Below are 24,569 nucleotides of genomic sequence, written 5' to 3'. Positions count from 1 at the left end.
TCAGGCGCCCTGCCGGACCGGGAAGTAGCGGCGGTGGTGGTGCAGCCGGAAGCCCAGCCACCCGGTGTCGGCCTCGGCGTCGGGGACGGCGACGTAGCCGCGCGCCGCGCCGCGACCGGCGCCCCACGCCAACAACGCTTCGCACAAGGCCGTCGCGGCCCGGTCGTCGCCGCGGATCGCCGACAGCCCGACCCAGCGCGCGCCGTCGGGGGCGTCGGTCACCGCGGCACGCGCGACCGCCGCGCCGCCCAGTGTCCCGAACATGAGCTCGCCGTTGCCCACCGCGGTGAGCACGTCGACGTCGACCTCGGGCCCGAAAATCGACAGCCAGGCATCGTCGGGGCGCGCCGAGAGGCCGGCGGACGGGTCGGGTTCGCGCGCGGCCGTTTCCGACACGTCGCGCACCAGCACGCTTTCGGGCTGTTCGCCCGTCGAACCGGTCGGCACCGACAACAACCGATCGGGTATCGCCAGCCGCGGTGTCAGGCCGCGGCGCTCGTACCAGTCCACGATCGCCGGTACGGTACCCAGGCGAGCCGAAAGATCCAGCGGCACCGCCGAATTCGCGGGCAGCTCGGTGCCCTTGCCGGTTGGGGAGCCGGCCCGCAGCAGCCAGCCCTCAAGCCAGGCGTGTTCGACGCCGGGCCAGGCCATCGCCGCCGCGTGCTCGAGCGCGCGGATGTCGGAGGTGCGCACCGGGGCGAAGGTCAGCACCCGCAGCATCACCACATCGGCGGGCGAACATTCGACGACCGCGCCCGTTTTGGTCTGCAGCCGCACTACCGGGTCGACCGCCAGCAGGTGTCCCACCGCGTCGGTCAACGGCGGTACCGATCCTTCGGCGAGCCGGTAACGAACCATCACCCGCGTTCCCAGGGCCGGCCACGAGATCATCAGTGACCGAACGGGTCCGGTCCCTCGCCGGGCATCCAGGAGAGGCCGGGGACGCCCCAGTTGTGGGATTTGACGGCGCGTTTCGCGCTGCGGGCATGCCGGCCGACGAGGCGATCCAGATACAGGAAGCCGTCGAGGTGTCCGGTCTCGTGCTGCAGCATGCGGGCGAACAGGTCGTTGCCCTCGAGGGTGACCGGGTTGCCGTCGGCGTCCAGCCCGGTGACCCGCGCCCACTTCGCCCGGCCGGTGGGGAACGACTCGCCGGGGACGGACAGGCAGCCCTCGTCGTCGTTGTCCGGGTCGGGCATGGTCTCGGGTACCTCGGAGGTTTCCAGGACCGGATTGACGACGACGCCGCGCCGGCGCTCGGTGCGCCCGCGTTCGTCGGCGCAGTCGTAGACGAAGACCCGCAAGCCGACCCCGATCTGGTTGGCCGCCAGGCCGACCCCGTGCGCGGCGTCCATGGTGTCGTACAGGTCGGCGATCAACGCCGGCAGCTCGGCGGGCAGCGAACCGTCGGCAGCGACGGGCACCGGTTTCGTCGGGGTATGCAGGACGGGATCTCCCACAATGCGGATCGGAACGACTGCCATGGTCGGCTAAGCTACCGCACGCCCGTGGGCTGCTCAGCCGCCGATCTTCGGGGTGGGCAATTAGGCCAATCGGCCGACTCGCGGGTCTGGATGACGGCTTGAGGGTTTGGGGCGTGTTTCAATATTCGCCGAAACACGCCCTTAGCTAAGTCAAGTCATTCGAGCAGTTCGGAATTCGCCGAAAGGGTCCAGGGGAAGCAATATGGACAGCGCCATGGCGCGGGCAAATCGATCGGGGGACGATTCTGAGGTCGCCGATGGCCTTACCCGCCGCGAACACGACATCCTGGCCTTCGAACGCCAGTGGTGGAAGTTCGCCGGTGTGAAGGAAGACGCCATCAAGGAGTTGTTCTCGATGTCGGCGACGCGGTACTACCAGGTGCTCAACGCGCTCGTTGACCGGCCTGAGGCGCTGGCGGCCGATCCGATGCTGGTGAAACGGCTGCGCCGGCTGCGCGCCAGCAGGCAGAAGGCACGGGCGGCGCGGCGTCTCGGCTTCGAGGTGACCTGACTCGTTACAGTAGGGCTCGATGAAAGAACGAGTTCCCGACTCCACTGGGCTGCCCTTGCGGGCCATGGTGATGGTGCTGTTGTTCCTCGGCGTCATCTTCCTGCTGCTCGGCTGGCAGGCGCTGGGCACCTCCGGGAGCTCTGACGACGATTCGGCGTCGCCGGTACCGAGCGCGACCGCCACCGCGTCGGCCACGTCGACGAGCAACAAGCCGGCCGCCACCCAGGCCGAGGTGCAGGTGTACAACATCTCCACCAAAGAGGGCGTCGCCGCGCGCACCGGAGACCAGCTGACGTCCGCCGGCTTCAAGGTCACCAAGGTCGACAACATGACCGTGCCCGACGTCTCGGCCACCACGGTCTACTACACCGACGCCGACGACGAACACGCCACCGCCGACGCGATCGGCAAGAAGCTGGGCGCCCCCGTCGAACCGCGCATTCCCGCGCTGAGCGGGGAGCCGCCGGGTGTCATCGTCCTCGTCGCGGGCTAGATAAGCGATAGGCTGCTGGCTATGCCTAAGCTGCCCCCCTCCCTGGTTCTGGCCGGTTGCGCCGCGCTGCTGGGCGCCTGCTCGACGCCGCAGTACGCGTCGTCCGTCCCGGGCACCACGCCCGCGATCTGGACGGGATCGCCGTCGCCGTCGGGCGCCAAGGCCGCAGAGGCGGGGCCGGCGGAGGTGCCCACCGTCACCACGCACCTGAAGGCACCGGACGGCACCCAGGTCGCGATCGCCAAGTTCGAATTCAACAACGGCTACGCGACGGTCACCATCGAGACGACCGCCAACGGCGTACTCGCGCCCGGCTTTCACGGCGTCCACATCCACAAGGTGGGCAAGTGCGAGCCCAACTCGGTCGCCCCGAACGGCGGTGCGCCCGGCGACTTCCTGTCCGCCGGTGGGCACTTCCAGGTGCCCGGACACGCCACCGAACCCGCCAGCGGGGACCTGACCTCCCTGCAGGTGCGCAAAGACGGTTCCGGGACGTTGGTGACCACCACCGATGCCTTCGCCATGGAGGACCTGCTCACCGGGCAGAAGACCGCGATCATCATTCACGCCGACGCGGACAACTTCGCCAACATCCCCGCCGAGCGCTACAACCAGACCAACGGCACGCCGGGCCCCGACGAGACGACGAAGAGCACCGGTGACGCCGGCAAGCGGGTGGCATGCGGTGTCATCGGTGCCGGCTAAAAGGCGTGACGCGCGCATCGATTTCGCCCGTTCGTCACGGCCGACCATCGGGGTGGAGTGGGAGTTCGCGCTCGTCGACGCGCAGACCCGCGACCTGAGCAACGAAGCCACCGCGGTGATCGCCGAGATCGGCGAAAACCCGCGTGTGCACAAGGAATTGCTGCGCAACACCGTCGAGGTCGTCACCGGCATCTGCCAAACCGCGGGCGAAGCGATGGAGGACCTGCGGCAGACCCTGGGCCCGGCGCGACGCATCGTGCGGGATCGGGGCATGGAGCTCTTCTGCGCCGGCGCACATCCGTTCGCGCAGTGGACCACCCAGAAGCTCACCGCCGGCGCGCGCTACGCCGAGCTGATCAAGCGCACCCAGTGGTGGGGACGGCAGATGCTGATCTGGGGTGTGCACGTGCACGTCGGGATCTCCTCGCCGAACAAGGTGATGCCGATCATGACGTCGCTGCTGAACTACTACCCGCACCTGTTGGCGCTGTCGGCGTCCTCACCGTGGTGGACCGGCGTGGACACCGGGTACGCCAGCAACCGGGCGATGATGTTTCAGCAGCTGCCCACCGCCGGGCTGCCGTTTCAGTTCCAGACCTGGTCGGAGTTCGAGGGATTCGTCTACGACCAGAAGAAGACCGGCATCATCGACCACGTCGACGAAGTCCGTTGGGACATCAGGCCTTCCCCGCACCTGGGCACGCTCGAGATGCGGATCTGCGACGGCGTGTCCAACCTGCGGGAGCTGGGCGCGCTGGTCGCTCTCACGCATTGCCTGGTGGTCGATTTGGACCGCAGGCTCGAAGCCGACGAGTCGTTGCCCAGCATGCCGCCGTGGCACAACCAGGAGAACAAATGGCGCGCGGCGCGCTACGGCCTGGACGCGGTGATCATCCTGGACGCCGACAGCAACGAGCGATTGGTCACCGAGGATCTCGACGACGTGCTGAACCGGCTGGAGCCGGTCGCGAAGAAGTTGAACTGCGTCGACGAGCTCGCCGCGGTGGCCGAGATACCCCGGCAGGGCGCCTCCTACCAGCGCCAGCGCCGGGTGGCCGAGGAACATGACGGCGACCTGCGCGCGGTCGTCGACGCCCTGGTGTCCGAGCTGGAAATCTGATGATGGAATCCCTTGAGCTGGCGATGTTTCCGCTCGAGTCGGCGCTGCTGCCCGACCAGGACCTGCCGCTGCGGATCTTCGAGCCCCGTTACGGGGCGCTGGTGCGGCATTGCGTGGACGCGGGCGACCCGTTCGGGGTGGTGCTGATCGCGCGGGGGCGCGAGGTGGGCGGCGGTGATGAGCGTTGCGACGTCGGCGTGCTGTCGCGGATCACCGAATGCGTCGACCAGGGCGCCGGCCTGTACGCGCTGCGCTGCCGGACCGGCGAACGGATCCGGGTGCGCGAATGGCTGCCCGACGATCCCTATCCGCGGGCGCGGATCACGCTATGGCCCGACGAGCCGGGACCCGAGGTCTCGCCGGCCCAGTTGCTCGACGTCGAAGACCGCGCGGTGGCCCTGTTCGAGCGGATCGCGCAGGCGCGCGGGATCACCCTGCCCGGCCGCGAGGTGCTGTTGGGCCACGACCCCCAGGCCCCGGCGGGGGAGCGCCTGTTCGCGTTGGCCTCGCGCATCCCGATCGGCACGGCCGACCGCTACACGGTGCTGGCGGCCCCAACGGCCGCCGAGCGCCTCGCCGCGCTGAGCGAAGCCGTGGACGCGGTCGCCGAGGTGGTCGAGTTTCAGCTCTCCGAATAGAACTGCGCGACAGGAGCTTACGATGAAGGTTCACCTGCAGGTGGACGGTTCACCGGCGGGTGCGGCGGCCAGCGCCGCCGACATAGCCGCGACGGGCGCGGATGGCCTGTTCACGTTCGAAGGCCAGCACGACGTCTTCTTCCCGCTGCTCCTCGCCGCCGGCACGACCGGCCTGGACCTCATGACCAACGTGGCGATCGCGCCGCCGCGCAGCCCGTTGCACCTGGCGCACTCGGCCTACGACCTGCAGTGCTATAGCGGCGGGCGGTTCCGCCTCGGCCTCGGCTCCCAGATCAAGGTGCACATCGAAAAGCGTTATGGCAGTAAATGGGACAAGCCCGCGGCCCGTATGGCCGAGGCCATCGCCGCGATCAAGGCGATCTTCGCCGCGTGGGAAAACCAGGGCCGCTTGGACTTTCGCGGCGAGTTCTACACGCACACCGTGATGGCGCCCAACTTCAACCCCGGGCCCAACCCGTTCGGCCCGCCGCCGGTGCTGCTGGGCGCGCTGGGCCCGGTGATGACCCGCACCGCCGCCGAGGTCGCCGACGGATTGTTGGTGATGCCGTTCAACAGCGCCCGCCATTTCGCCGAACGCACCGTGCCCGCGATTGCCGAGGGGCTGCGCCGTTCGGGCCGGGCGTTCGGTGAGTTCACCGTCATCGCCCAGGCCATGGTTGCCGTCGGCCGCGACGAGGCGGATCTGGCGGCCGCGGTCAACGGGGTGGCGTCCCTCATCGCGTTTTACGGCTCGACGCCGGCCTACCTGCCGGTGCTGCAGGTCGAGGGCTGGGACGATGTCCAGCCCGAGCTCAACGCCCTGTCCAAGCAGGGCCGCTTCGCCGAGATGCGCCGGCTGGTCAGCGACGAGATGGTGGCCCGGATCGGGATCGTCGGAACGCCCGAGGAATGCGCGCGGCAGATCGCCGGCCGGTTCGGCGAGCACGCGGGGGAGGTGTGCTGTTACTTCCCCGGCTACACGCCGCGCGACGCCGACATCGCCGACCTGATCGGGGCCCTGCACCGGGCGCCGGCCCTGCCATGAGCGATGACCTGACGGTCGAAATCGACTCGGGCGTCGCGGTACTCACGCTCAACCGCCCCGAACAGCTCAACGCCTACACCGCCGAGATGGGCGCCCTGCTGAGCCGCGCGTACCGGGAGTGCGACGAGGACGACGACGTGCGGGCCATCGTGGTGACCGGGGCGGGGCGCGCCTTTTGCGCCGGCGCCGACTTCTCCGGTGACGCAAGCCCTTTCGATGCGCCCGCCGCTGACGGCACGTTCTCGGCGTCGCCGATCACCCCGGCGGCCTTCGAATTGCGCAAACCGGTGATTGCCGCGGTCAACGGCCACGCCATCGGAATCGGCCTCACGATCGCGTTACAGGCAGACATCCGGATCCTGGCCGAGGACGCCAAATACGGTGTGGTGCAGGTACGGCGGGGCGTGATCCCCGACTGCATGGCGCATTGGACGCTGGCCCAGTTGACCACCCTGGGGGTGGCCGCCGACATCCTGCTCACCGGCCGGACGTTCGGCGGGGCCGAGGCCGTGACGCTCGGGATCGCCAACCGGGCCCTGCCCGGCGAGCGGGTCCTCGACGACGCGCTGACGGTGGCCCGCGACATCGCGCTCAACGTGGCGCCGATGTCGGCCGCGCTGTGTAAACGCCTGCTGTGGGACAGCGCGATCCATCACTACACGCCACGGCAGGTCGCCGCGCTGGAGACCCGGTTGCACGAGCGGGTGATGGGCGGCGCCGACGCCGCTGAGGGCGTCGCCGCCTTCCTGGACCGCCGCCCGCCGAATTTCACCGCGCGGCTGTCGCAAGATTGGACACCGCTTCCCGAGCCGTGACCGAATCAGTGCGCGGCGCAAAGCCTTTCGGAGAGCTCCCACAGTTGCGCCGCGCGCCGCTCGTCGCGAGCGTGCGGCGCTGCCTCACCGATCCCGCAGTCCTGCAGGTAGAGGCCGCCGCGGCCGGCGAGGTCGGGGCTTACCGCGGCCCATACCTGCGTTGCCGCACCGTGTTCGGGCATGACGAAATCGAGGAAGCCGTCGGAGGGCTCGCGGCTGTTTTCGGCGACGAGGCTGCGCAGCGCGGAGAAGTCCGAGCGCGACATGTACCGCGCGAGCGCGGTCGCCACGGTGCCCGGATGCACGGCGTAGGCGCGAATTCCCGCGTCGCGCAGGCGCCGGTCGGCTTCGATCGCATGCAGGACGTTCGCCGTCTTGGAGGCGCCGTAGGCGGCGAACTTGTCGTATTCGCGACGCTCCCAGTTGGGGTCGTCGACGTCGACGTCACCCATCACGTGGCCACCGGACGACAGGATCACCACCCGGGCGGCGCCGGCGGCGGTGAGCTGGGGGATCAGCAGCCGGGTGAGCTCGAAATGCCCGAAATGGTTTGTCCCGATTTGCAGTTCGAAGCCGTCCCGGGTCCGGCCAAAGGGTGTGAACATCACGCCGGCGTTGTTCATCAACACGTCGACGACCGGCGTGATGCCGGCGACCGCGCTCGCCGCCGCGCGCACGCTGGACAGGTCGGTGAGGTCGAGCGATACCGTCGACGTCCGGGCAGCCGGAACCTCGGACGCGATCCACCGGGCCGTCTCCGCCAGCGCTTCGGGGTTGCGTGCGGCCAGGATGACGTGCGCGCCCCCGGCGGCCAGCGCCCGGGCCGACTCGCGGCCCAGTCCCGACGACGCGCCGGTGATCACACATGTCTTGCCGGACAAATCGATTCCCTCGACGATCTGAAGTGCCGTTGGATGCTCGGTCATGCGGTCCAACCTATCGACGCGGCTGGTTCGCGGCTGCGAAGTCCTTACCGCCGGTGACTGGCGGCGCGGGCTCGGGAGCCGGAGACTGGCATGACGAAAAGGAGTGCACATGTCTGACGGCCCAGATCAACCCGCCGACGCGGCCGATCCGGTTGCGCGCGCCGACACGGAATGGCGCTCGGCGCTTGCCACATTCGGGCCCCATCACGAGTCAACCTTGACCGCGCTGCTCGCGCTGGCGTCCGCGCGCTGGACCGCCGGGGACAGCCTCGGTGCCGTCCACGATGCCGGCCAGGTGCTGGCCGTCAGGCGCGAAACACTCGGAGACGAACATCCCTCCACCCTTGGCGTGGCGGGGCTGGTCGCGATTTGGCGCTACCACCGCGGCGACGAGGGCAGCGTCGATGAGCTGCGCGAGCTCGTCCCGGTGATGACCCGGGTACTCGGCGCCGAGCAAGCGGACACGTTGTGGGTCACCCACACTTTGGCCGCCGCCGAGGATGCCGGCGGTGATCCCGCCGCCCGGCTGCTGCGCTGGGTGCAGTTGTGCGGCGCCGAGACTCGGGTCTTCGGCCCCCGTAACGAATTGACCTTGGCGGCCGCCTTCGGGGTGGCACAAGCACGCCACGACCTCGGAGACCCCTTCGGCGCCAGCACCGACGCGTTGATCGTCGTCGGCTACCGCCGGCGTCTGCTCGGCGAGCATCATCCCCACACGCTGGCCGCGCAACTGTCGCGGCTGACGTGGCTGGGGGAGGCCGAGGGTATCAATGATCACACCCTCAACGAGTTCGACGAGCTGATCGTGGCCCTGCAGAACACGCTCGGCCACGACCACGAGCACACGCTGATCGCGCGCTACAACCGCGCTGTCTGGACACCGGAGACTGCCGACGAGGTCGAGCGAGTTTCCGAATGGGAGGTCCTGGCCGAGGATCTCGCGCGCGTTCTCGGCGAGCAGCATCCCGTGACGGTCGAGGCTGCCCAGAGACTCGGCGCCGCCCGCGCCGAATGGGAGGACAGCGTCAACGAGACCCGCAACATTGCTTTCGATCTCTTCGTCGACGCCGAATCCGAAGACCGCGAGATCGATGTCATGCCCGGGCGGGACTGGATGGACCCGGGCAATCTCGACGACGACGCCGTGGCCAAAGTCGCCGAAGACGCCGACGAACAACGCTCCGAGCGCGTGGATCTCATGGAACACGCGGTGGAGGTGAAAAGGGCGCTCGCCCGCTGCGCCCGCACGCTGGGCAACGATCACATCGAAACGTTGCAATGGAGGTACTACCTCGCCTGGTGGCTATGGAACGGCCACGAATTCGACCCGGCCGCGGCGCGCACCCGAAAGCTCATCGATGACGGTGGTCGTGTGCTCGGTGAAGATCACCCACTCATCGATGCGACGCGGACCCTCGACCACCACATCACCAACCGGGTCTGGGGTGGGTTGAGCCCGTTCTGGGATGGGAGCGCGCTGGTGTGAGAGCTGGAATCCGACGGTGGCCGGCTTCGGTCTCGGCCAATGACTTCAGCGTGAGCAACTGCTTGCGCATCATCAGCAGGTCCCCCAGCGCCAGGGCCTGAGCGAGGAGCCGGGGCCCGGCGAACAACACGCGCGCATGCAGCCGCGAGCCCTCCCCTTCGGGGCGGATCGCATACGTGACGGCCACACCCTTGGACCGCAAGGTGATCTGCCGACCGTCGAGAAACGACCGCAAGACGAAGATGGTCATGAATCGCTGCCCGACCGCAAGTCGCGTCAGCTCGGGGTCGCGCCGGCGGGGGCTGCGGCGCCCGAGGTTATCGAGGCTGTCGTAGCTGTAAGGCGCCACGCGCAACTGGCACAGCCAACCGAACACGATCGACGGGGGCGCGGCGATGCTGATCGCGCGGTCGGCCCGGACGCCGGCCGAGGGCAGGACGCCGTCGCAGGGCAGCGGTGTCGTTCGCTCCCAGGGCCTGACCCCCCACGTCAGGCCCGGCGTCACGGAACCGGCGTACTACGTGAATGAACCCTTGCCGCAACGCGTTTCAGCGTCCACCTTACGGCGACGCGGTGCGCGCCGGTGCCGATGACGAGCGCCCGATACGCCTTCCCGTGGATGCCCGGGAACGCGGCCCAGGTCGCCGCGCGCAGCCGGGTGCGGGCGGTGCCGTCGAGTTCGTCGAGCTCGAACACCCACCGGTAGATCGCGAACCAGTGGCGGCCCTTCAGCGCGAACCGCGCCGGCGCGCGCGCTTCGTCCAGGACGAAGCCGACCGGCACCGTCGTCGCGTCATGCGGGTCGCGGCACATCACCCGCAGCAGCGCCGACCACGTGTCTGCGCGGTTCGCGTCGAGGGTTATGGCATGCTCGTCGATATAGGGTAATCGTTCCATATAGAAGGACTGTACTAGATCATGGCGCCTCCGCGGAAGCATGAAACCGATGTGATCCTCGACGCCGCCCGGGCGCTGGTGCTCGACGGCGGACCGCGCGCGGCCAGCGTCGCCGCCATCGCGAAAACCAGTGGAGCACCGGCGGGCACGCTGTATCACCGCTTCGGCAACCGCGACGGCGTCCTGACGGCGGCGTGGCTGCGGGCGCTGGAACGCTTCCAGGCGCGGGCGCTGGCAGCCGACGGGGACACGCCGGCGGACACGGCCGTGGCGATGGCGGTGGCGGCCGTCGGCTTCGCGCGCGCCCTGCCCGAGGACGCCCGGCTGTTATTGACGATCCGCCCGGGCGACCTGCTCGACGAGGAGCCCGACGCGGCATTCCGGCAGACGCTCACCGCGATGAACGCCCCGCTGACCGAGCGGATCGCGGTGTTGGCCCGGCAGCTGTACGGGAACGCCAGGCCGCGCTCCGTCGACGCCGTCGCGCGCGCGGTCGCCGACCTGCCCTACGCGGTGGTGCGCCGCCACGCCCACGACGACCCGATGCCGTCCTGGCTCGAAAAGGACGTCGCCGCCTCGGCGCTGGCCGTGCTAAACAGCTTTGGCGAACGCCCGTAGGGACTCGACCTGCGCGGGATCCAATGAGGGGCGGACGGTTTCGCGCGCCGCCGCGAGATCGGCGGCCGTCACGTCGGTGGCATCGAGGGATCGGCGCATGGCCGTGAGGGCGGCCTCCCGCAGCAGCGCCACGCAGTCGGCGGCGCTGTAGCCGTCGAGCCCGGCGGCCACCTCGTCGAGGTCGACGTCGGCACTCAGCGGAACCGATTTGCCTGCGGTGCGCAGGATGTCGCGGCGGGCGGCGGCATCGGGGGGTTCGACGAAGACCAGCCGCTCCAGCCGGCCGGGACGCAGCAGCGCCGGGTCGATGAGATCCGGGCGGTTGGTGGCGCCCAGGACGACGACGTCGCGCAGCGGATCGACGCCGTCGAGCTCGGTCAGCAGCGCGGCCACCACCCGGTCGGTGACGCCCGAGTCGAAGCTCTGCCCGCGCCGCGGCGCGAGCGCGTCGACCTCGTCGAGGAAGACCAGCGAGGGCGCCGAATCCCGGGCGCGCCGAAACAGTTCGCGCACCGCCTTTTCCGAACTGCCCACCCACTTGTCCATCAGCTCGGAGCCCTTGACCGCGTGCACGGACAGCTGCCCGGTGCTGGCCAGCGCGCGCACGACGAATGTCTTGCCGCAGCCGGGCGGGCCGTACAGCAACACGCCGCGCGGCGGGTCGACGCCCAGCCGGGCGAAGGTGTCGGGATGCTGCAGCGGCCACAACACGGCCTCGGTCAGCGCTTGGCGGGCCTCGGCCATGTCGCCGACGTCCTCGAGGGTGATGTCGCCGACGCTGACTTCTTCACTGGCCGAACGGGACAGCGGCCTGATGACGCTCAGCGCGCCGACCAGGTCCTCCTGGTTCAGCTCGGGGGGCCGGCCGTCGGCGCTGGCCCGCGACGCCGCCCGCAGCGCAGCCTCGCGCACCAGCGCGGCCAGGTCGGCGACGACGAAACCCGGTGTGCGTGAGGCGATCTCGTCGAGATCCAGCCCGCCGGCGGGGACGTTCTTGAGCAGCGACTCCAGTAGCGCTTTGCGGGTGGCGGCGTCGGGCAGCGGCAGGCCCAGCTCGCGGTCACACAGGTCGGGCGCCCGCAGGCGGGCGTCGAGCTGGTCGGGTCGCGCGGAGGTGGCGATCAGCGCGACGCCGTCGCTGGCCACCGCGGTGCGCAGCTCGCCCAGAATCAGCGAGGCCACCGGGTCGGCGGCGGCCGGCAGCAGGGCGTCGACGTCGGTGATCAGCAGCACGCCACCGCCGTCGCGCACCGTCTGCACCGCCGAGGCCACCGCCTTGAGGCGGTCTTCGGCGGCCAGCGCGCCGACCTCCGGGCCGTCCAGCGTGACCAGCCGGCGATCGCCACAGACCGCGCGGACCAGCGTCACCTTGCCCACCCCGGCCGGGCCGGACACCAGCACCCCGAGGTTGGTGCCGGCGCCCAGGGTCTTGAGCAGGTGCGGTTCGTCGAGCGCGAGCTTGAGCCATTCGACGAGCTTGGCGGCCTGCGGCTGGGTGCCCTTGAGCTCCTCGACGACCATCTCCGGCCGGGCGACCTCGACCGAGATCCGCGACGGCGTCGCGGCGCCGGACGCGACATCGCCGGTGCCCCAGGTGACCAGCGAGTTGGGCTGCACGCTGACCGGCCCCACGGGGTCGACACCGGTGACGGTCAACAGCTCCGAGGTCCAGCTGATGCCCACCGCCGTGGCCAGCGCCCGGGTGGCGGCCGAGGTGGACGTGCCGGGTCCCAGGTCGCGGGGCAGCAGCGACACGGCGTCGCCCACCATGAGCACCTTGCCGAGCAGGGCCTGGCGCAGCGTGTCCGGCGTGATCGACTGGGTGGCCAGCGTCGAGCCGGACAGCGTCACCGACCGCGCGCCGTAGACCGTGACCGCGCCGACGACCACCGCGGACCCCTCCCGCAGCCCCGCGTTCGACAGCGTCACGTCGTCGAGCAACACGGTGCCGACCGGCGTGCCCGGGCCGGCCAGGCCCGCGACCGCCGCCGTGGTCCGCGACCCGATCAGCGACACCGCGTCCCACTCCCGAATCCCCAGGGCGGCAACGGCGCTCGGATGCAATCTGATGACGCCGCGGCGGGAGTCGACGGCCGAGGTGTTCAGCCGAGCCGTCAAGGTGAGCTGACGGGACGCGGGATTGATGGCTCCGCTCCTCAGCGGCCCGGAGCGGCCCGCATCGTCGCCGGACCCGCCGGCCGTCACGGCACGCGCCTGCCCGGCTTTCGCAGGCCCAGCCGCGCGACCGATCGACGGTTGGGCTGCGCCCGGCGGATCGCGCGGCGGGTGGCGCGACGCTGCTTGGGTTCGTCGTCCCACGCCTCGGGGTGGGCGGCCAGCCAGCGCTGGTTGCGGATGGCGAACGGCACGTGGCACAGGTAGGCGATGATGATCACCCAGATCAAAACGTAGGGCGCCAGCACCGCCGCGGCCGCGCAGATCGCGAGGATCGCCAGCAGCGGGGCGGCCCAACTCGGCGGCACCGCGACCGCGTGCATCTTGCGCATCGGGATCTTGCTGACCATCAGGATCGAGGTCCCGGTGATCCAGATGCACAGGAACAGCGGCGAGGTCCACCAGCCGTCACCGAACTGCAGCTTGAGCCCGATCAGGCCGATCATCGAGATCGCCCCGGCCGGCGCGGGCATGCCGACGAAGAATTCGTGCGTGTAGGCGGGCTGGCTGCCGTCGTCCTGCAACGCGTTGAACCGCGCCAGCCGCAACACGACGCAGACGGCGTAGAGCAGGATCACCACCCAGCCCGCCGGCGAGTTGGTCAGCAGCGTCACGTAGAGCACGATCGCCGGCGTCACGCCGAAGTTCACCGCGTCGGCCAGCGAGTCGATCTCCTCGCCCATCCGCGACTGGGCGTCCAGGATGCGCGCCACCCGCCCGTCCAGACCGTCGAGGATGGCCGCCGCCGCGATCAACGCCATCGCGGCCTTGGGCTGGTGTTCGAGGGCGAACCGGATCGAGGTCAAGCCCGCGCACACCGAGAGCACCGTCATCGCGCTGGGCAGGATCTGCAGGTTGACCGCCCGGCCGCGCGGCTTGCTGATCATGGCAGCTCGGCCAGCACGGTCTCGCCGGCGATCGCGCGCTGGCCGACTTTCACCAGCGGTTCGCAGCCGGCCGGCAGGTAGGTATCGAGCCGGGAGCCGAACCGGATCAGCCCATAGGTGTCGCCGATCGACAGCTTGTCCCCGACGTGCGCGTCGCAGATGATCCGCCGCGCCAGCAGCCCCGCGACCTGCACCGCGACCACGTCGGCACCGCCCGGGGTGCTGATGACCAGGCTGGTCCGCTCGTTCTCGGTGCTGGCGGCGGCCAGGTCGGCCGACCCGAAGCGGCCCGGCCGGTGCTGCACGGCGATCACCTCGCCGCTGACCGGTGCGCGCTGCACATGGGCGTCCAGCAGCGACAGGAAGATGCTGACCCGCGGCAGCGCCGCGTCGCCCATGCTCAATTCGGCGGGCGGGGTGGCGAAGTCGATCACGCAGATCTCGCCGTCGGCGGGGGCGACGACGGCCCCGGGCCGGGTGGGCGGCACCCGTGGGGGATGCCGGAAGAACCCCGCGCAGGCCCCCGCGGCCAGCAGGCCCGCCCGTCGCACCCAGCGGTGACGGCGGCCGGCCAGGGCCAGCGCCAGCCCGGCGCCGATGAACGGCCGCCCGGCCGGGTGCACCGGCGGGACGGCGGAGCGCACCAGCTCCAGCGCGTGTTGGGGGCTGAAGCCCGGGTCCGAAGCCGTGGGGCCGATAGTGCGGGGGCGTCGTGCCACGCGGCCATCTTACGGAGCCCGCGATTGATTCGTGGACGCCCGCAGAGGGAACGTTCACCTTCGACATGCAACCGCACAGTGCTGATCGGCGGGCGACACCGGTGCGTCGGGCGAAACGCGGTGTCACGGCCGCATTCATCGCCCACGGTCTGGTGTTTTCGTCGTGGGCCGCCCACATTCCGCGGGTCAAGGACGAGCTGGGCCTCTCCGACGCGGCGTTGGGAACGGCGCTGTTCGGCGCCCCGCTGGGATCGGTGGTGGCCACGCTGGCAAGCCACTGGGCGCTGCGCCGCTGGGGCAGCCACCGCCTGATCCCGGTCATGGTCGCCGGCTATGCGGTCGCGGGGACGACGGTGGGGCTGGCCAAATCCGGGGCCGCCCTCTTCGGCGCGCTGGCGTTGTGGGGGACGTTCCAGGGCGCGCTGGACGTCGCGATGAACACCCAGGCCGCGACCGTCGAGCGGGCCGCCCGGGCGCCGATCATGGCGCGGTTCCACGGCATGTGGAGCGTCGGGACGCTGGTGGGGGCCGTCATCGGCGCGGCGTGCGTCGGCGCGGGCATCGGGCTGACCGCCCAGCTGACGGTCCTCGGGGCGGTCGTGCTGATCGTGGTGGGAACGCTCACCCGTCGCCTGATCCCCGATGCGGCAGATGACTCCGACACGTCTTCGGGACCCACCCCCCAAGGCCGGCGGGCCTGGATGACGCCGACGGTGGCGATCCTGGCCGCGGTCTCGTTCGCGTCGTTTCTGTGCGAGGGCGCGGCCACCGACTGGTCGGCCAACTACCTGCGCAACGTCGTGGGCGCCGGCCCGAGCGTCTCGGCGTTGAGCTACGCGGCCTACACGCTGACGATGGTGATCACCCGGTTCGGAGCGCCCCGGCTGCACGCGCGGGTTCCCAGTCGCCGGCTGCTGCCGGCCCTGGCGGTGGTGGCTGTGGCGGGCATGAGCGTGACGCTGGCGACCGCCAACGCGGCCGTCGGCGTGCTCGGTTTCGCCGCACTGGGCGTCGGCGTGGCGCTGCTGGTGCCCACCGCGTTCAGCGCGGCCTACGGCGCGAGCGAAGCGGGATCGGCGATCGCCATCGTGGCGGCGACGGGCTGGCTGGGCTACCTGCTCGGCCCGCCGCTGATCGGTCACCTGTCCGGCTGGGTGGGGCTGTCGGCGGCGCTGGCCACCATCCCGGTGATGATGTCGATCGTCGGCATCGCGATCCGCTACAACCCGGCCTTCGACAAGGCCGACGAATTCCACCGGGACGTGGCCACGCCCGCGGGCTAGGTCACCAACGTCCCCGGTCAGTACAGCTAGCGCAGATCCCAGACCTGCAGCCGCGTTCCCTCGGGCACCTCGACGACGTCTTCGGGGATGTCGAGCAGCCCGTTCGCCGACGCCAGCCAGCGCAGGTGGTGCGAGGCCGGCGGCCCGTAGCTGGTGACCGAGCTCGCGTCGTCGCTGAGCACCGCGCGCCGGAACTGCCGCTTGCCCCGCGGCGAGGTCAGCGACTCGGCGAGCACGGCGGACCGGTGCGGGCGTTCGGGGTCGGGCAGGCCCATCGCCGTGCGCAGCGCCGGCCGGATGAACACCTCGAAGGACACCAGCGCGCTGACCGGGTTGCCGGGCAGCGTGACGATCGTCGCGCCCGCCACCCGGCCCACGCCCTGCGGCATCCCGGGCTGCATCGCAACCTTGACGAATTCCACGCCCTGATCGCCCTCGCGCCCGAAGGCGTCCTTGACCACCTCGTAGGCGCCGGCGCTGACACCGCCGCTGGTGATGATCAAATCGGAGTCGGCCGCGTACCGGTCGATGATCGAACTGAATTGGGCCACATCGTCTTCCGCGGTCGCGACGGCGACCAGATCGGCGCCCGCATCCCGGACCGCCCCGGCCAGCATGATCGAGTTGGACTCGTAGATCTGCCCCGGCCGCAGCGGGACGCCCGGGGTCACCAGCTCCGATCCGGTCGAGATCACCAGCACCCGCTGGCGCGGGATCACCGGCAGCTCGGCGATCCCCAGCGCGGCGGCCAAGCCGAGCACCGCCGGCGTCACGACCTGGCCGCGGCGCAACACGGTGGTGCCGGGGGCGACGTCCTCACCCGCGCGCCGGATGTGCTTGCCGGCCTCGCGGGGCTCGCGGATCGACACGACGTCCACCCCGCCGTCGGTGGCCTCGACCGGAACGATCGCCGTCGCCCCCGCCGGCAGCGGGGCGCCCGTCATGATCCGGTGCGCCGTACCGGGTTGCAGCGTCAGCTCGTCGGTGCGCCCGGCCGGAATGTCCTCGGCGACCGGCAACACCACCGGGTTTTCCGGCGTCGCGGACGCCGTGTCCTCGGCGCGCACCGCGTAGCCGTCCATCGCGGAGTTGTCGAAGACCGGCAGGGCCAGCTGTGCGATGACGTCCTCGGCCAGCACCAGGCCCTGGGCGTCGGTCAGCGCGACCGAAACCGGCGGCCGCGGACGAATCAAATCGGTGACGACGCGCTGATGTTCCGCGACTGATCGCATCGGGGCCATTATCCGCGCGTCAGACCGGGAAGCGGACGCCGGTGAGCTCTTCGGAGACGGCCCACAGCCGGCGTTGCAGTTCCGCGTCGTGGGACTGGGCGCTGGACTTGACGAGCTTCGGGTGGCCACGCTGCTCGAGGAATCCGTCCGGGCCGAAGTACTGCCCGCCCTGGACGTCCGGATCGGTGGCGGCCCGCAACGTCGGCAGCGCACCCATGGCCGCTCTCTGGAACAGCACCGGGCCCAGCGCCGCGGCGGCGGGCCGGAAGATCGCCGGCAGGTTGCGGGTCAGCTCGGTGTTGGAGCCGCCGGGGTGCGCGGCCACGGCGATCGTCTTCGCGTCGGGCGTGGCCGCCAGCCGGCGCTGCAGCTCGTAGGTGAACAGGAGGTTGGCCAGCTTGGATTGCCCGTAGGCGGCGATCCGGTCGTACCGGTGTTCCCATTGCAGGTCGTCGAAGTGGATCGCGGCGCGCAGCCGGTGGCCGAGGCTGCTGATGGTCACCACCCGCGAATCCCGCACGGGGAGCAGGTGGTCGAGCAGCAACCCGGTCAGCGCGAAGTGGCCCAGATGGTTGGTGCCGAACTGCAATTCGAATCCGTCCGCGGTGACCTGCTTGGGCGTCCACATCACCCCGGCGTTGTTGATCAGCAGGTCGATGCGCGGGTAGGCCGCGCGCAGCGCGTCGGCGGCCGACCGGACCGCGTCCAGCGAGGTCAGATCTAGCTGCTGCAGCGTGACGTCTACTTCTCGGGACCCTTGCCCCCCGGCGGCGACGATGCGCGACAGCGCCGCGTTGCCCTTCTCGAGGTTGCGCACCGCGAGCACGACGTGGGCGCCGCGGTGGGCCAGCACGGCGGCCGCCTCATACCCGATGCCGGTGTTCGCGCCGGTGATGACGACGACGCGCCCGCTCTGATCCGGGACGTCACTCTCCGACCAGGCGCGGGTTTCTTTGTCGTTGGAAGCCATGGCCCAAAACATACTCACCCCGGCCGGATGTTGCCGGGCGCGTCATCGCTCGGTTGTCATCTGCGCGCGCAGCCAGGCGATGACCCGCGGCACCACCTCGGGCGCCTTGCTCATGGCGACATGGCCGGTGCCCTCGATGAGGTGCACCTCGGTGTCGGGGCGGCCCTGGAAGACGAGCGTGTCGGACTGCGGGACGAAGTAGTCGTCGGCGCCATTGATCACCAACATTTCCGAATTGCCTTGCCGGGCAAGCAGATCCCGTCGGTTGAGTCGGCTGAGGCCGACGCTGAGCTCCTCGAGGGTGGGGGAGTGATCCCAGTGCATGGCGTTGCCCACGATGTCGCGCATGCCGTAGGGCAGCTTTGCGATGTTCTCGACGGCGAACGCGTCGACCACCGGGCCGCCGAGTTCGATTGCGGCGTCGACGATTCCGGTGAGCCCGGACATCGCGGCGAAGTTCCCGCCGAATGACGCGCCGAAGTGGGCGACCCGGCCGTCGCCCAGCGTCCGGGCGTAGCCGATGAGGCCGCGGATCACCTCGTCGGCGTGTTCATCGAGCGGGATGTCCGTCTCGCCGGTGCCGGGATGGTCGAAGGCCAGCGTGGTCACGCCCGCGCCCTGGGTGAATGCGACCCACCACGGGTGGATGTCCATCTTCCAGGTGTCCACACCGCCGCTGGCGATCAGCACCGCCCGGTCCACGTATCGGCCGTCGGCCGAATACAGGTGCACCGGCACCTCGACCGATCCGCCGCGGTACCCGACGGCGACGATGCGGCGCTCGAAGTGCACCGGAAAGCCGTTGGCCGCCAACTGAAATTGCTCGAGCTGGTGCTGCAGCGCCTTGACCCGGGCGGCGTCCGTCAGGCAGGGGAACTTGGCGCACCCATACACCAGGGACGCCATCCGGTGGTCCCCGCGCTCGGCGTAATCCCTTGCCACCCGCGACCATTCGTAGACCCAGCCGCCCGGCGCGTCGTCCCACATGTCGTCGACGGCGGAGCGGACCCGCTCGATGTCCTCGAGCGGAACGCCGAACTTCGCGAACTGGTCGGTGCGGTCGTCGAACATGGCCGCGGCATCGATGTCGTAGGTGTACATGGGACCGCTCCTCAAGATTTTCACGGACCGTTGAGACTAGTCTCACGCTACGATGAAATTAGTTTCAACGCAAGGAGAAATTCACGCTACGATGAAACTCGTGGCGAAGACGGCGACGACGCCTGGACCCCGGGACAAACGGGGGGTGCTCGCCGCGCGGATCGCCGCGGCGGCGCGCGACGAATTCGCCGTGCACGGCTGGGCCGGCACCACGATCCGGGCGGTCGCGCGGCGGGCCGACGTCGACCCGGCGCTGGTCTACCACTACTTCGGGTCGAAGGAAGGGCTGCTCGACGCCGCGACCAACCCGCCCCAGCAGTGGCTGGACCGCGTGGCCGAGGTGTGGGCCACCCCGGTCGAGCGGCTCGGCGCCGCGCTGCTGCAGCTGCTGCTGGCCAGCTGGGCCGACGACGAGATCGGGCCGACGCTGCGGGCCATCCTGCAGACCGCGGCGCACGACCCCGTCACCCGCGACAAACTCCGTCGAGTGGTCGAGGGCAGCCTGATGGGGGTCTCGGGGCTCGGCAGCGACGACCGGGACCGCTTGATCCGCAGCGGCCTCATCTCGTCACAGATGATGGGGTTCGCGCTGATGCGCTACGTGTGGAAGATCGAGCCCGTCGCCTCGATGACCGACGACGAGGCCATCGCCGCGATCGCCCCCAACCTGCAGCGCTACGTCGACGGCGACCTGGGCGGTCAGACCCAGTAGTTGTCGTGGCGGACGAACCACTCCCGGCGTTCCTCGTCGGTCATGTCGGCCAGCGCCGCGAAGCCTTCGAAGTAGGCCTCGCGGGGGGCGCCCGGCGCGAACAGCATCAGGATCGACGCCGGCTCGTCGGCCTCGTTGCGGAAGCCGTGGACGCCGCCCGGGGGGACATAGAGGAAATCGCCCTGGTGCCCGTCGGCCCACTCGGTGCCGTCGTAGAGCTTCATCGTCCCGGAGAGCACGAAGAAGGCCTCCGACATGGCCCGGTGGAAGTGAGCCGGGGGACCGCCGCCGGCCGGGGCGATGTCGACGCGATAGAGGCCGTAGTCGCCGGCGGTGTCCTGTTGGTTGGCCAGGTAGTGGTATTTGACGCCGGAGGTCTCGTAGTCCGGGGGCTGGTCGGCCCGCTTGAGCCAGGCGTTGATCTCCGGCTCTTCGGCGGTGTAGCGGGCCGGCGGGTAGGGCGGCACGACGAGGGACATGGCTCCAGTGTGCGCATAACATCGCGTGGATGGAGGCCGCGGAGGAACTGCGCGTGGAACGGCTGCTGGACGCCGAACGCAAAGCGGCGCAACTGTTCGACGAGATCGAGCGGCGGGCCATGATTCGGCCCGGGGTCGGGGAGAAGGAGCTCTCCGATGAGATCCACGATCTGGCCGGCGAAATGTTCGGCGTGACCCGGCACTGGCATCGGCGGATCGTGCGCGCCGGGGAGAACACGCTGCAACCGTTCCACGAGCGCCCGCCGGACCGGCTGATCGTCGACGACGACATCGTCTTCCTGGATCTGGGGCCGATCTTCGAGGAGTGGGAGGCCGACTTCGGCCGGACCTTCCTGTTGGGCGACGACCCACACAAGAGGGCCGTCCGCGACGCGCTGCCCCGCGTGTGGCAGGCCGGCCGCGACTACTTCGCCGGCAATCCCGACGTCACCGGCGCCGAGCTGTTCGACTTCGTCGTCGGGGCGGCCCACGCGGAGGGCTTCGCGTGGGCCAGCCGGATCGCCGGGCACCTGGTGGGGGAGTTCCCGCACAAGAAGATCGCCGGCCCCGGCATCGAGTGGTACATCATGCCCGGCTCGGACAAGCCGATGCGCCGCACCGACCCGCGCGGGCGCATCTGCCACTGGATCCTCGAGATCCATCTGGTCGACCGCCCGCGCGGCTTCGGCGGCTTCTACGAGCAGCTGCTCGACCTGCCCTGAGCCCCGCTACTTCTTGCACTCGGCATAGGCGAGTGCTAAGAATGACTTGGCACTCGCGACCAGTGAGTGCTAGGTCGGGACGGTGAGACCAGGTCCAACGACAGCCCGGTCGTCCGTCGCGGGCACTGCACCCGGCCAGAACGTGTCATCCCCAATCCGGAGGAATCACTTCGCAATGGCCAAGACAATTGCGTACGACGAAGAGGCCCGCCGCGGCCTCGAGCGGGGGCTGAACGCCCTCGCCGACGCGGTAAAGGTGACGTTGGGCCCCAAGGGTCGCAACGTCGTCCTGGAGAAGAAGTGGGGTGCCCCCACGATCACCAACGATGGTGTGTCCATCGCCAAGGAGATCGAGCTGGAGGACCCGTACGAGAAGATCGGCGCCGAGCTGGTCAAGGAAGTCGCCAAGAAGACCGACGACGTCGCCGGTGACGGCACGACGACGGCCACGGTGCTGGCTCAGGCGTTGGTCCGCGAGGGCCTGCGTAACGTCGCCGCCGGCGCCAACCCGCTGGGTCTCAAGCGCGGCATCGAGAAGGCCGTCGAGAAGGTCACCGAGACCCTGCTCAAGTCGGCCAAGGAGGTCGAGACCAAGGACCAGATCGCTGCCACCGCGGCGATTTCGGCGGGCGACCAGTCGATCGGTGACCTGATCGCCGAGGCGATGGACAAGGTCGGCAACGAGGGCGTCATCACCGTCGAGGAGTCCAACACCTTCGGCCTGCAGCTCGAGCTCACCGAGGGCATGCGGTTCGACAAGGGCTACATCTCGGGCTACTTCGTGACCGACGCCGAGCGTCAGGAAGCGGTCCTCGAGGACCCCTTCATCCTGCTGGTCAGCTCCAAGGTGTCGACGGTCAAGGACCTGCTGCCGCTGCTGGAGAAAGTCATCCAGGCCGGCAAGCCGCTGCTGATCATCGCCGAGGACGTCGAGGGTGAGGCTCTGAGCACCCTGGTCGTCAACAAGATCCGCGGCACCTTCAAGTCGGTGGCCGTCAAGGCCCCCGGCTTCGGTGACCGCCGCAAGGCGATGCTGCAGGACATGGCCATCCTCACCGGTGGTCAGGTCATCAGCGAAGAGGTCGGCCTGTCGCTCGAGAGCGCCGATGTCGCCCTGCTGGGTAAGGCCCGCAAGGTCGTCGTCACCAAGGACGAGACCACCATCGTCGAGGGCGCCGGTGACTCGGACGCCATCGCCGGCCGGGTGGCCCAGATCCGCAGCGAGATCGAGAACAGCGACTCCGACTACGACCGCGAGAAGCTGCAGGAGCGCCTGGCCAAGCTGGCCGGCGGTGTTGCGGTGATCAAGGCCGGGGCCGCGACCGAGGTCGAGCTCAAGGAGCGCAAGCACCGCATCGAGGACGCGGTGCGCAACGCCAAGGCGGCCGTGGAGGAGGGCATCGTCGCCGGTGGTGGCGTGGCCCTGCTGCACGCCACCCCGTCGCTGGACGAGCTGAAGCTCACCGGTGACGAGGCGACCGGCGCCAACATCGTCCGCGTCGCGCTCGAGGCTCCGCTGAAGCAGATCGCCTTCAACGGTGGTCTGGAGCCCGGCGTGGTGGCCGAGAAGGTCCGCAACTCGCCCGCCGGTACCGGCTTGAACGCCGCCACCGGTGAGTACGAGGACCTGCTCAAGGCCGGCGTCGCCGACCCGGTGAAGGTGACCCGTTCGGCGCTGCAGAACGCCGCGTCGATCGCGGGCCTGTTCCTGACGACCGAGGCCGTCGTCGCTGACAAGCCGGAGAAGGCCGCCGCTCCCGTCGGCGACCCGACCGGTGGCATGGGCGGCATGGACTTCTAAAAAGTCGCCAACGAAAAAACCCGGCCCTCACAAGGGGCCGGGTTTTTTCGTGGCGATGGCGCCGAGCGTGAGCTCACGGCGGGCTTTTCGCGATTCTCCCGCCCTGGTTTCACGTTCGGCGGGTACGCCGCCGCGGCGCGCATCGAGTGTGAGCTCAGGGCTTTGGGTGTGAGCTCACGGCGAGCTTTTCGCGATTTTCCCGCCCTGGTTTCACTCGCGAAGCCCTGGCCTCACACTCGACGCCCAGAGTGCACACTCGAGGCGCCTGGCCGGCCTTGTACGTTTGAACGCGTGGCGCTTCCCGCTCCCTCACCCACCAGCACCGCCGTCGTGACGGGCGCGTCGTCGGGCATCGGCGCCGACATCGCCCGCGAGTTGGCCGACCGCGGCCACGGCGTGACGCTCGTCGCCCGCCGCGAAGACCGGCTGCGGGATCTGGCCGACGAACTCGCCGGCCGGGTGCGCGTCGAGGTGATCGCCTGCGACGTCGCGGATTCCGCCGCCCGCGCCGGCCTGTTCGACGAGGTCGAGCGCCGCGGCCTGACGGTCGACATCCTGGTCAACAACGCCGGCATCGGCACCATGGGCTCGGTGACGAAAATTCCCGTGGCCGACGAGATCGCGCAGGTGCGGGTCAACGTCGAGGCCGTCATCGACCTGAGCACCCGCGCGGTCCAGCGGATGGTGCCGCGCGGCCGCGGCGCGATCCTCAACGTCGGCTCAACCGCCGGCTACCAACCCTTCCCCGGGCAGGCCGGGTACGCGGCCACCAAGGCGTTCGTCAACAACTACACCCAAGGGCTGCGGGGTGAACTCGCCGGCACCGGCGTCACCGTCGCGCTGCTGTGTCCCGGCCCGGTGCGCACCGAGTTCGTGAAGAGCGCCGGCATGGACGAGCGCGACTTCGCCGACGCGTTCCCAAAGTTCATGTGGAAGCCCTCGCGTGAGGTGGCGCGCGCCGGGGTCGACGCGCTCGACCGCGACCGCCCAACCGTGATCCCCGGCCTGCCCAGCCAGATCAGCACCCGCCTGTTCCAGTTCATGCCGCGACGAGTGCTGCTGCCGCTGTTGAAGAATCAGCATCCGAGCCTGCGCAGGGACCGGTCAGCCGGCTGAGCCCGGCCAGGGCCGCATCCAGCCCTCCACCGGAAGCGCGAGCGCGTTGCACAGCGTGCAGATCGTGCGGTACCAACCGACGGCCGTGAGCAATTCGATGCGCTGCTCGTCGTCAAGAAAGTCGCCGAGCGCTTCCCATGTCGCCTCCGACCACGAGCCGGTGCGCTCGCACTCGTCGACCGCCGCGATCAGTGTCCGCTCGGCAGGGCCCCACCGCGGGTCGTCGGCCCCGGCCAACACTAGCGCGTCGCACTCGTCGTCGCTGACGCCGGCGATCGGACCCCAGAAGGCGGCCTGCCCGCCCCACTCGTAGGCGCAGCGCAGCAGCGCGCAGATGCGAAGGATGGCGATGGTCCGCGTCCGGGGCGGCAAAAGCGCTGCGGTGTAAAGGGATTCACCGAGCTTGCGCAGCCGGGAGGCCAGCGCCGGATGCCGCTGCAGGCAACGCACCAACAGCAGCGGCTCGTAGGTGCGGTCCGGGTGGCCCCAGCTGTTGATGCCGGCGGCATCCTCTTCGCTCCACGGCGGGGCGAGGGGCGCGATGCGGCTCACGGATGAGACTGTACGGCCCTAGGCCGATGGCGGTGACCCCCTGCGCCCCGCTAGGCCGATGGCGGCGACCCGCTGCGCC

The 24,569-nt window shown here is 70.1% G+C and carries 27 protein-coding genes; 14 read left to right on the top strand and 13 right to left on the bottom strand.

Annotated elements, in window-relative coordinates:
* Together K883_RS06195 and K883_RS06190 are read right to left on the bottom strand one after the other, a co-directional pair.
* Window positions 1–894, bottom strand: a complete 894-nt coding sequence (locus tag K883_RS06195) for an N-acetylglutamate synthase, CG3035 family (protein ID WP_008261366.1) — start codon at window positions 892–894, stop codon at window positions 1–3.
* The gene (locus tag K883_RS06190) at window positions 894–1,487 is read right to left on the bottom strand and encodes a peptide deformylase (RefSeq protein WP_008261364.1); all 594 of its coding nucleotides are present in this window, start codon (window positions 1,485–1,487) and stop codon (window positions 894–896) included. The genes K883_RS06195 and K883_RS06190 overlap by 1 nt, the downstream gene beginning before the upstream one ends.
* Window positions 1,488–1,689: 202 nt before the next feature.
* Between K883_RS06190 and K883_RS06185 the strand changes: the two genes are divergently transcribed.
* From K883_RS06185 to K883_RS06155, 7 genes are read left to right on the top strand one after another with little or no spacing between them, the layout of a single operon-like run.
* Window positions 1,690–1,998 carry a DUF3263 domain-containing protein gene (locus K883_RS06185; RefSeq protein ID WP_008261362.1) on the top strand — a complete coding sequence of 103 codons (309 nt, stop codon included), beginning with the start codon at window positions 1,690–1,692 and terminating at the stop codon, window positions 1,996–1,998.
* A 19-nt stretch (window positions 1,999–2,017) separates the two neighbouring features.
* Window positions 2,018–2,491 (top strand): LytR C-terminal domain-containing protein, encoded by a 474-nt coding sequence (locus K883_RS06180; RefSeq protein ID WP_050989397.1) that lies wholly within the window; start codon window positions 2,018–2,020, stop codon window positions 2,489–2,491.
* Between the two features lie 21 nt (window positions 2,492–2,512).
* Window positions 2,513–3,196: a superoxide dismutase[Cu-Zn] gene (locus K883_RS06175; RefSeq protein ID WP_008261360.1), complete on the top strand. Its 684-nt coding sequence runs from the start codon at window positions 2,513–2,515 to the stop codon at window positions 3,194–3,196.
* Complete coding sequence (locus K883_RS06170) at window positions 3,186–4,316, top strand: glutamate--cysteine ligase (protein ID WP_008261359.1); 1,131 nt, start codon at window positions 3,186–3,188, stop codon at window positions 4,314–4,316. Before K883_RS06175 ends, K883_RS06170 begins: the two co-directional genes overlap by 11 nt.
* Complete coding sequence (locus K883_RS06165) at window positions 4,316–4,954, top strand: LON peptidase substrate-binding domain-containing protein (protein WP_008261358.1); 639 nt, start codon at window positions 4,316–4,318, stop codon at window positions 4,952–4,954. Before K883_RS06170 ends, K883_RS06165 begins: the two co-directional genes overlap by 1 nt.
* Before the next feature lie 22 nt (window positions 4,955–4,976).
* On the top strand, window positions 4,977–5,999 hold the full coding sequence (locus K883_RS06160; RefSeq protein WP_008261357.1) for a TIGR03617 family F420-dependent LLM class oxidoreductase: 1,023 nt from the start codon (window positions 4,977–4,979) through the stop codon (window positions 5,997–5,999).
* Window positions 5,996–6,814 (top strand): enoyl-CoA hydratase-related protein, encoded by an 819-nt coding sequence (locus K883_RS06155; protein ID WP_036454038.1) that lies wholly within the window; start codon window positions 5,996–5,998, stop codon window positions 6,812–6,814. Before K883_RS06160 ends, K883_RS06155 begins: the two co-directional genes overlap by 4 nt.
* Window positions 6,815–6,819: 5 nt before the next feature.
* Here the strand turns inward: K883_RS06155 and K883_RS06150 are convergent, their stop codons facing one another.
* Entirely contained in the window at window positions 6,820–7,740 is a 921-nt protein-coding gene (locus tag K883_RS06150) for an SDR family NAD(P)-dependent oxidoreductase (protein WP_014943007.1), read from the bottom strand.
* Window positions 7,741–7,849: 109 nt separating this feature from the next.
* Between K883_RS06150 and K883_RS06145 the strand changes: the two genes are divergently transcribed.
* Window positions 7,850–9,226, top strand: a complete 1,377-nt coding sequence (locus tag K883_RS06145) for a tetratricopeptide repeat protein (RefSeq protein ID WP_225337356.1) — start codon at window positions 7,850–7,852, stop codon at window positions 9,224–9,226.
* Here the strand turns inward: K883_RS06145 and K883_RS06140 are convergent.
* Together K883_RS06140 and K883_RS06135 are read right to left on the bottom strand one after the other, a co-directional pair.
* Window positions 9,168–9,731 (bottom strand): hypothetical protein, encoded by a 564-nt coding sequence (locus K883_RS06140; protein ID WP_036454036.1) that lies wholly within the window; start codon window positions 9,729–9,731, stop codon window positions 9,168–9,170. The genes K883_RS06145 and K883_RS06140 overlap by 59 nt on opposite strands.
* The gene (locus K883_RS06135; RefSeq protein WP_014381261.1) at window positions 9,728–10,123 is read right to left on the bottom strand and encodes a hypothetical protein; all 396 of its coding nucleotides are present in this window, start codon (window positions 10,121–10,123) and stop codon (window positions 9,728–9,730) included. The genes K883_RS06140 and K883_RS06135 overlap by 4 nt, the downstream gene beginning before the upstream one ends.
* 21 nt (window positions 10,124–10,144) lie before the next feature.
* Here K883_RS06135 and K883_RS06130 point away from each other — a divergent pair, with 21 nt between their 5' ends.
* On the top strand, window positions 10,145–10,741 hold the full coding sequence (locus K883_RS06130; RefSeq protein WP_009952557.1) for a TetR/AcrR family transcriptional regulator: 597 nt from the start codon (window positions 10,145–10,147) through the stop codon (window positions 10,739–10,741).
* Here the strand turns inward: K883_RS06130 and K883_RS06125 are convergent.
* The 3 genes from K883_RS06125 to K883_RS06115 are packed head-to-tail and all read right to left on the bottom strand — an operon-like array spanning window position 10,715 to window position 14,522.
* The gene (locus tag K883_RS06125) at window positions 10,715–12,886 is read right to left on the bottom strand and encodes an AAA family ATPase (RefSeq protein ID WP_036455285.1); all 2,172 of its coding nucleotides are present in this window, start codon (window positions 12,884–12,886) and stop codon (window positions 10,715–10,717) included. The genes K883_RS06130 and K883_RS06125 overlap by 27 nt on opposite strands.
* A 56-nt stretch (window positions 12,887–12,942) precedes the next feature.
* Complete coding sequence (pssA, locus tag K883_RS06120) at window positions 12,943–13,803, bottom strand: CDP-diacylglycerol--serine O-phosphatidyltransferase (RefSeq protein ID WP_008261338.1); 861 nt, start codon at window positions 13,801–13,803, stop codon at window positions 12,943–12,945.
* A complete protein-coding gene (locus K883_RS06115; RefSeq protein ID WP_179945046.1) occupies window positions 13,800–14,522 on the bottom strand; it encodes a phosphatidylserine decarboxylase in 723 nt (240 codons plus the stop codon). The genes pssA and K883_RS06115 overlap by 4 nt, the downstream gene beginning before the upstream one ends.
* 65 nt (window positions 14,523–14,587) lie before the next feature.
* Between K883_RS06115 and K883_RS06110 the strand changes: the two genes are divergently transcribed.
* Entirely contained in the window at window positions 14,588–15,805 is a 1,218-nt protein-coding gene (locus K883_RS06110) for an MFS transporter (RefSeq protein WP_051701145.1), read from the top strand.
* A 26-nt stretch (window positions 15,806–15,831) separates the two neighbouring features.
* On the opposite strand, the gene glp is transcribed toward K883_RS06110, so the two are convergent.
* Genes glp through K883_RS06095 form a run of 3 tightly spaced genes read right to left on the bottom strand, consistent with a single transcriptional unit; the run spans window position 15,832 to window position 19,108 of the window.
* On the bottom strand, window positions 15,832–17,037 hold the full coding sequence (gene glp / locus K883_RS06105; RefSeq protein WP_009953499.1) for a molybdopterin molybdotransferase MoeA: 1,206 nt from the start codon (window positions 17,035–17,037) through the stop codon (window positions 15,832–15,834).
* Window positions 17,038–17,056: 19 nt separating this feature from the next.
* Window positions 17,057–18,007 (bottom strand): SDR family NAD(P)-dependent oxidoreductase, encoded by a 951-nt coding sequence (locus K883_RS06100; protein ID WP_036455283.1) that lies wholly within the window; start codon window positions 18,005–18,007, stop codon window positions 17,057–17,059.
* Window positions 18,008–18,049: 42 nt separating this feature from the next.
* Entirely contained in the window at window positions 18,050–19,108 is a 1,059-nt protein-coding gene (locus K883_RS06095; RefSeq protein WP_014385887.1) for an alpha/beta fold hydrolase, read from the bottom strand.
* A 145-nt stretch (window positions 19,109–19,253) separates the two neighbouring features.
* On the opposite strand from K883_RS06095, the gene K883_RS06090 reads away from it, so the two are divergent.
* Complete coding sequence (locus K883_RS06090) at window positions 19,254–19,820, top strand: TetR/AcrR family transcriptional regulator (RefSeq protein ID WP_036454034.1); 567 nt, start codon at window positions 19,254–19,256, stop codon at window positions 19,818–19,820.
* On the opposite strand, the gene K883_RS06085 is transcribed toward K883_RS06090, so the two are convergent.
* Window positions 19,808–20,299 (bottom strand): cupin domain-containing protein, encoded by a 492-nt coding sequence (locus K883_RS06085; RefSeq protein ID WP_014385885.1) that lies wholly within the window; start codon window positions 20,297–20,299, stop codon window positions 19,808–19,810. The genes K883_RS06090 and K883_RS06085 overlap by 13 nt on opposite strands.
* A gap of 29 nt (window positions 20,300–20,328) precedes the next feature.
* Between K883_RS06085 and K883_RS06080 the strand changes: the two genes are divergently transcribed.
* The 3 genes from K883_RS06080 to K883_RS06070 all read left to right on the top strand — a co-directional run bounded on the left by K883_RS06080 (window position 20,329) and on the right by K883_RS06070 (window position 23,938).
* Window positions 20,329–21,021, top strand: coding sequence for a M24 family metallopeptidase (locus K883_RS06080; protein WP_014385884.1), 693 nt, complete (start codon window positions 20,329–20,331; stop codon window positions 21,019–21,021).
* Window positions 21,022–21,196: 175 nt separating this feature from the next.
* Complete coding sequence (gene groL, locus K883_RS06075) at window positions 21,197–22,822, top strand: chaperonin GroEL (RefSeq protein ID WP_008261313.1); 1,626 nt, start codon at window positions 21,197–21,199, stop codon at window positions 22,820–22,822.
* A gap of 291 nt (window positions 22,823–23,113) precedes the next feature.
* The gene (locus tag K883_RS06070) at window positions 23,114–23,938 is read left to right on the top strand and encodes an SDR family NAD(P)-dependent oxidoreductase (protein ID WP_036454033.1); all 825 of its coding nucleotides are present in this window, start codon (window positions 23,114–23,116) and stop codon (window positions 23,936–23,938) included.
* On the opposite strand, the gene K883_RS06065 is transcribed toward K883_RS06070, so the two are convergent.
* On the bottom strand, window positions 23,927–24,490 hold the full coding sequence (locus K883_RS06065; protein ID WP_036454031.1) for a carboxymuconolactone decarboxylase family protein: 564 nt from the start codon (window positions 24,488–24,490) through the stop codon (window positions 23,927–23,929). The two genes, K883_RS06070 and K883_RS06065, sit on opposite strands and share 12 nt — an antisense overlap.
* Window positions 24,491–24,569 lie beyond the last annotated feature (79 nt).

Source organism: Mycobacterium sp. TKK-01-0059, assembly GCF_000709305.1.
In the GTDB taxonomy this organism is placed as follows: Bacteria; Actinomycetota; Actinomycetes; order Mycobacteriales; family Mycobacteriaceae; genus Mycobacterium; species Mycobacterium intracellulare.
This window is presented reverse-complemented; position numbering and strand designations above follow the sequence as displayed.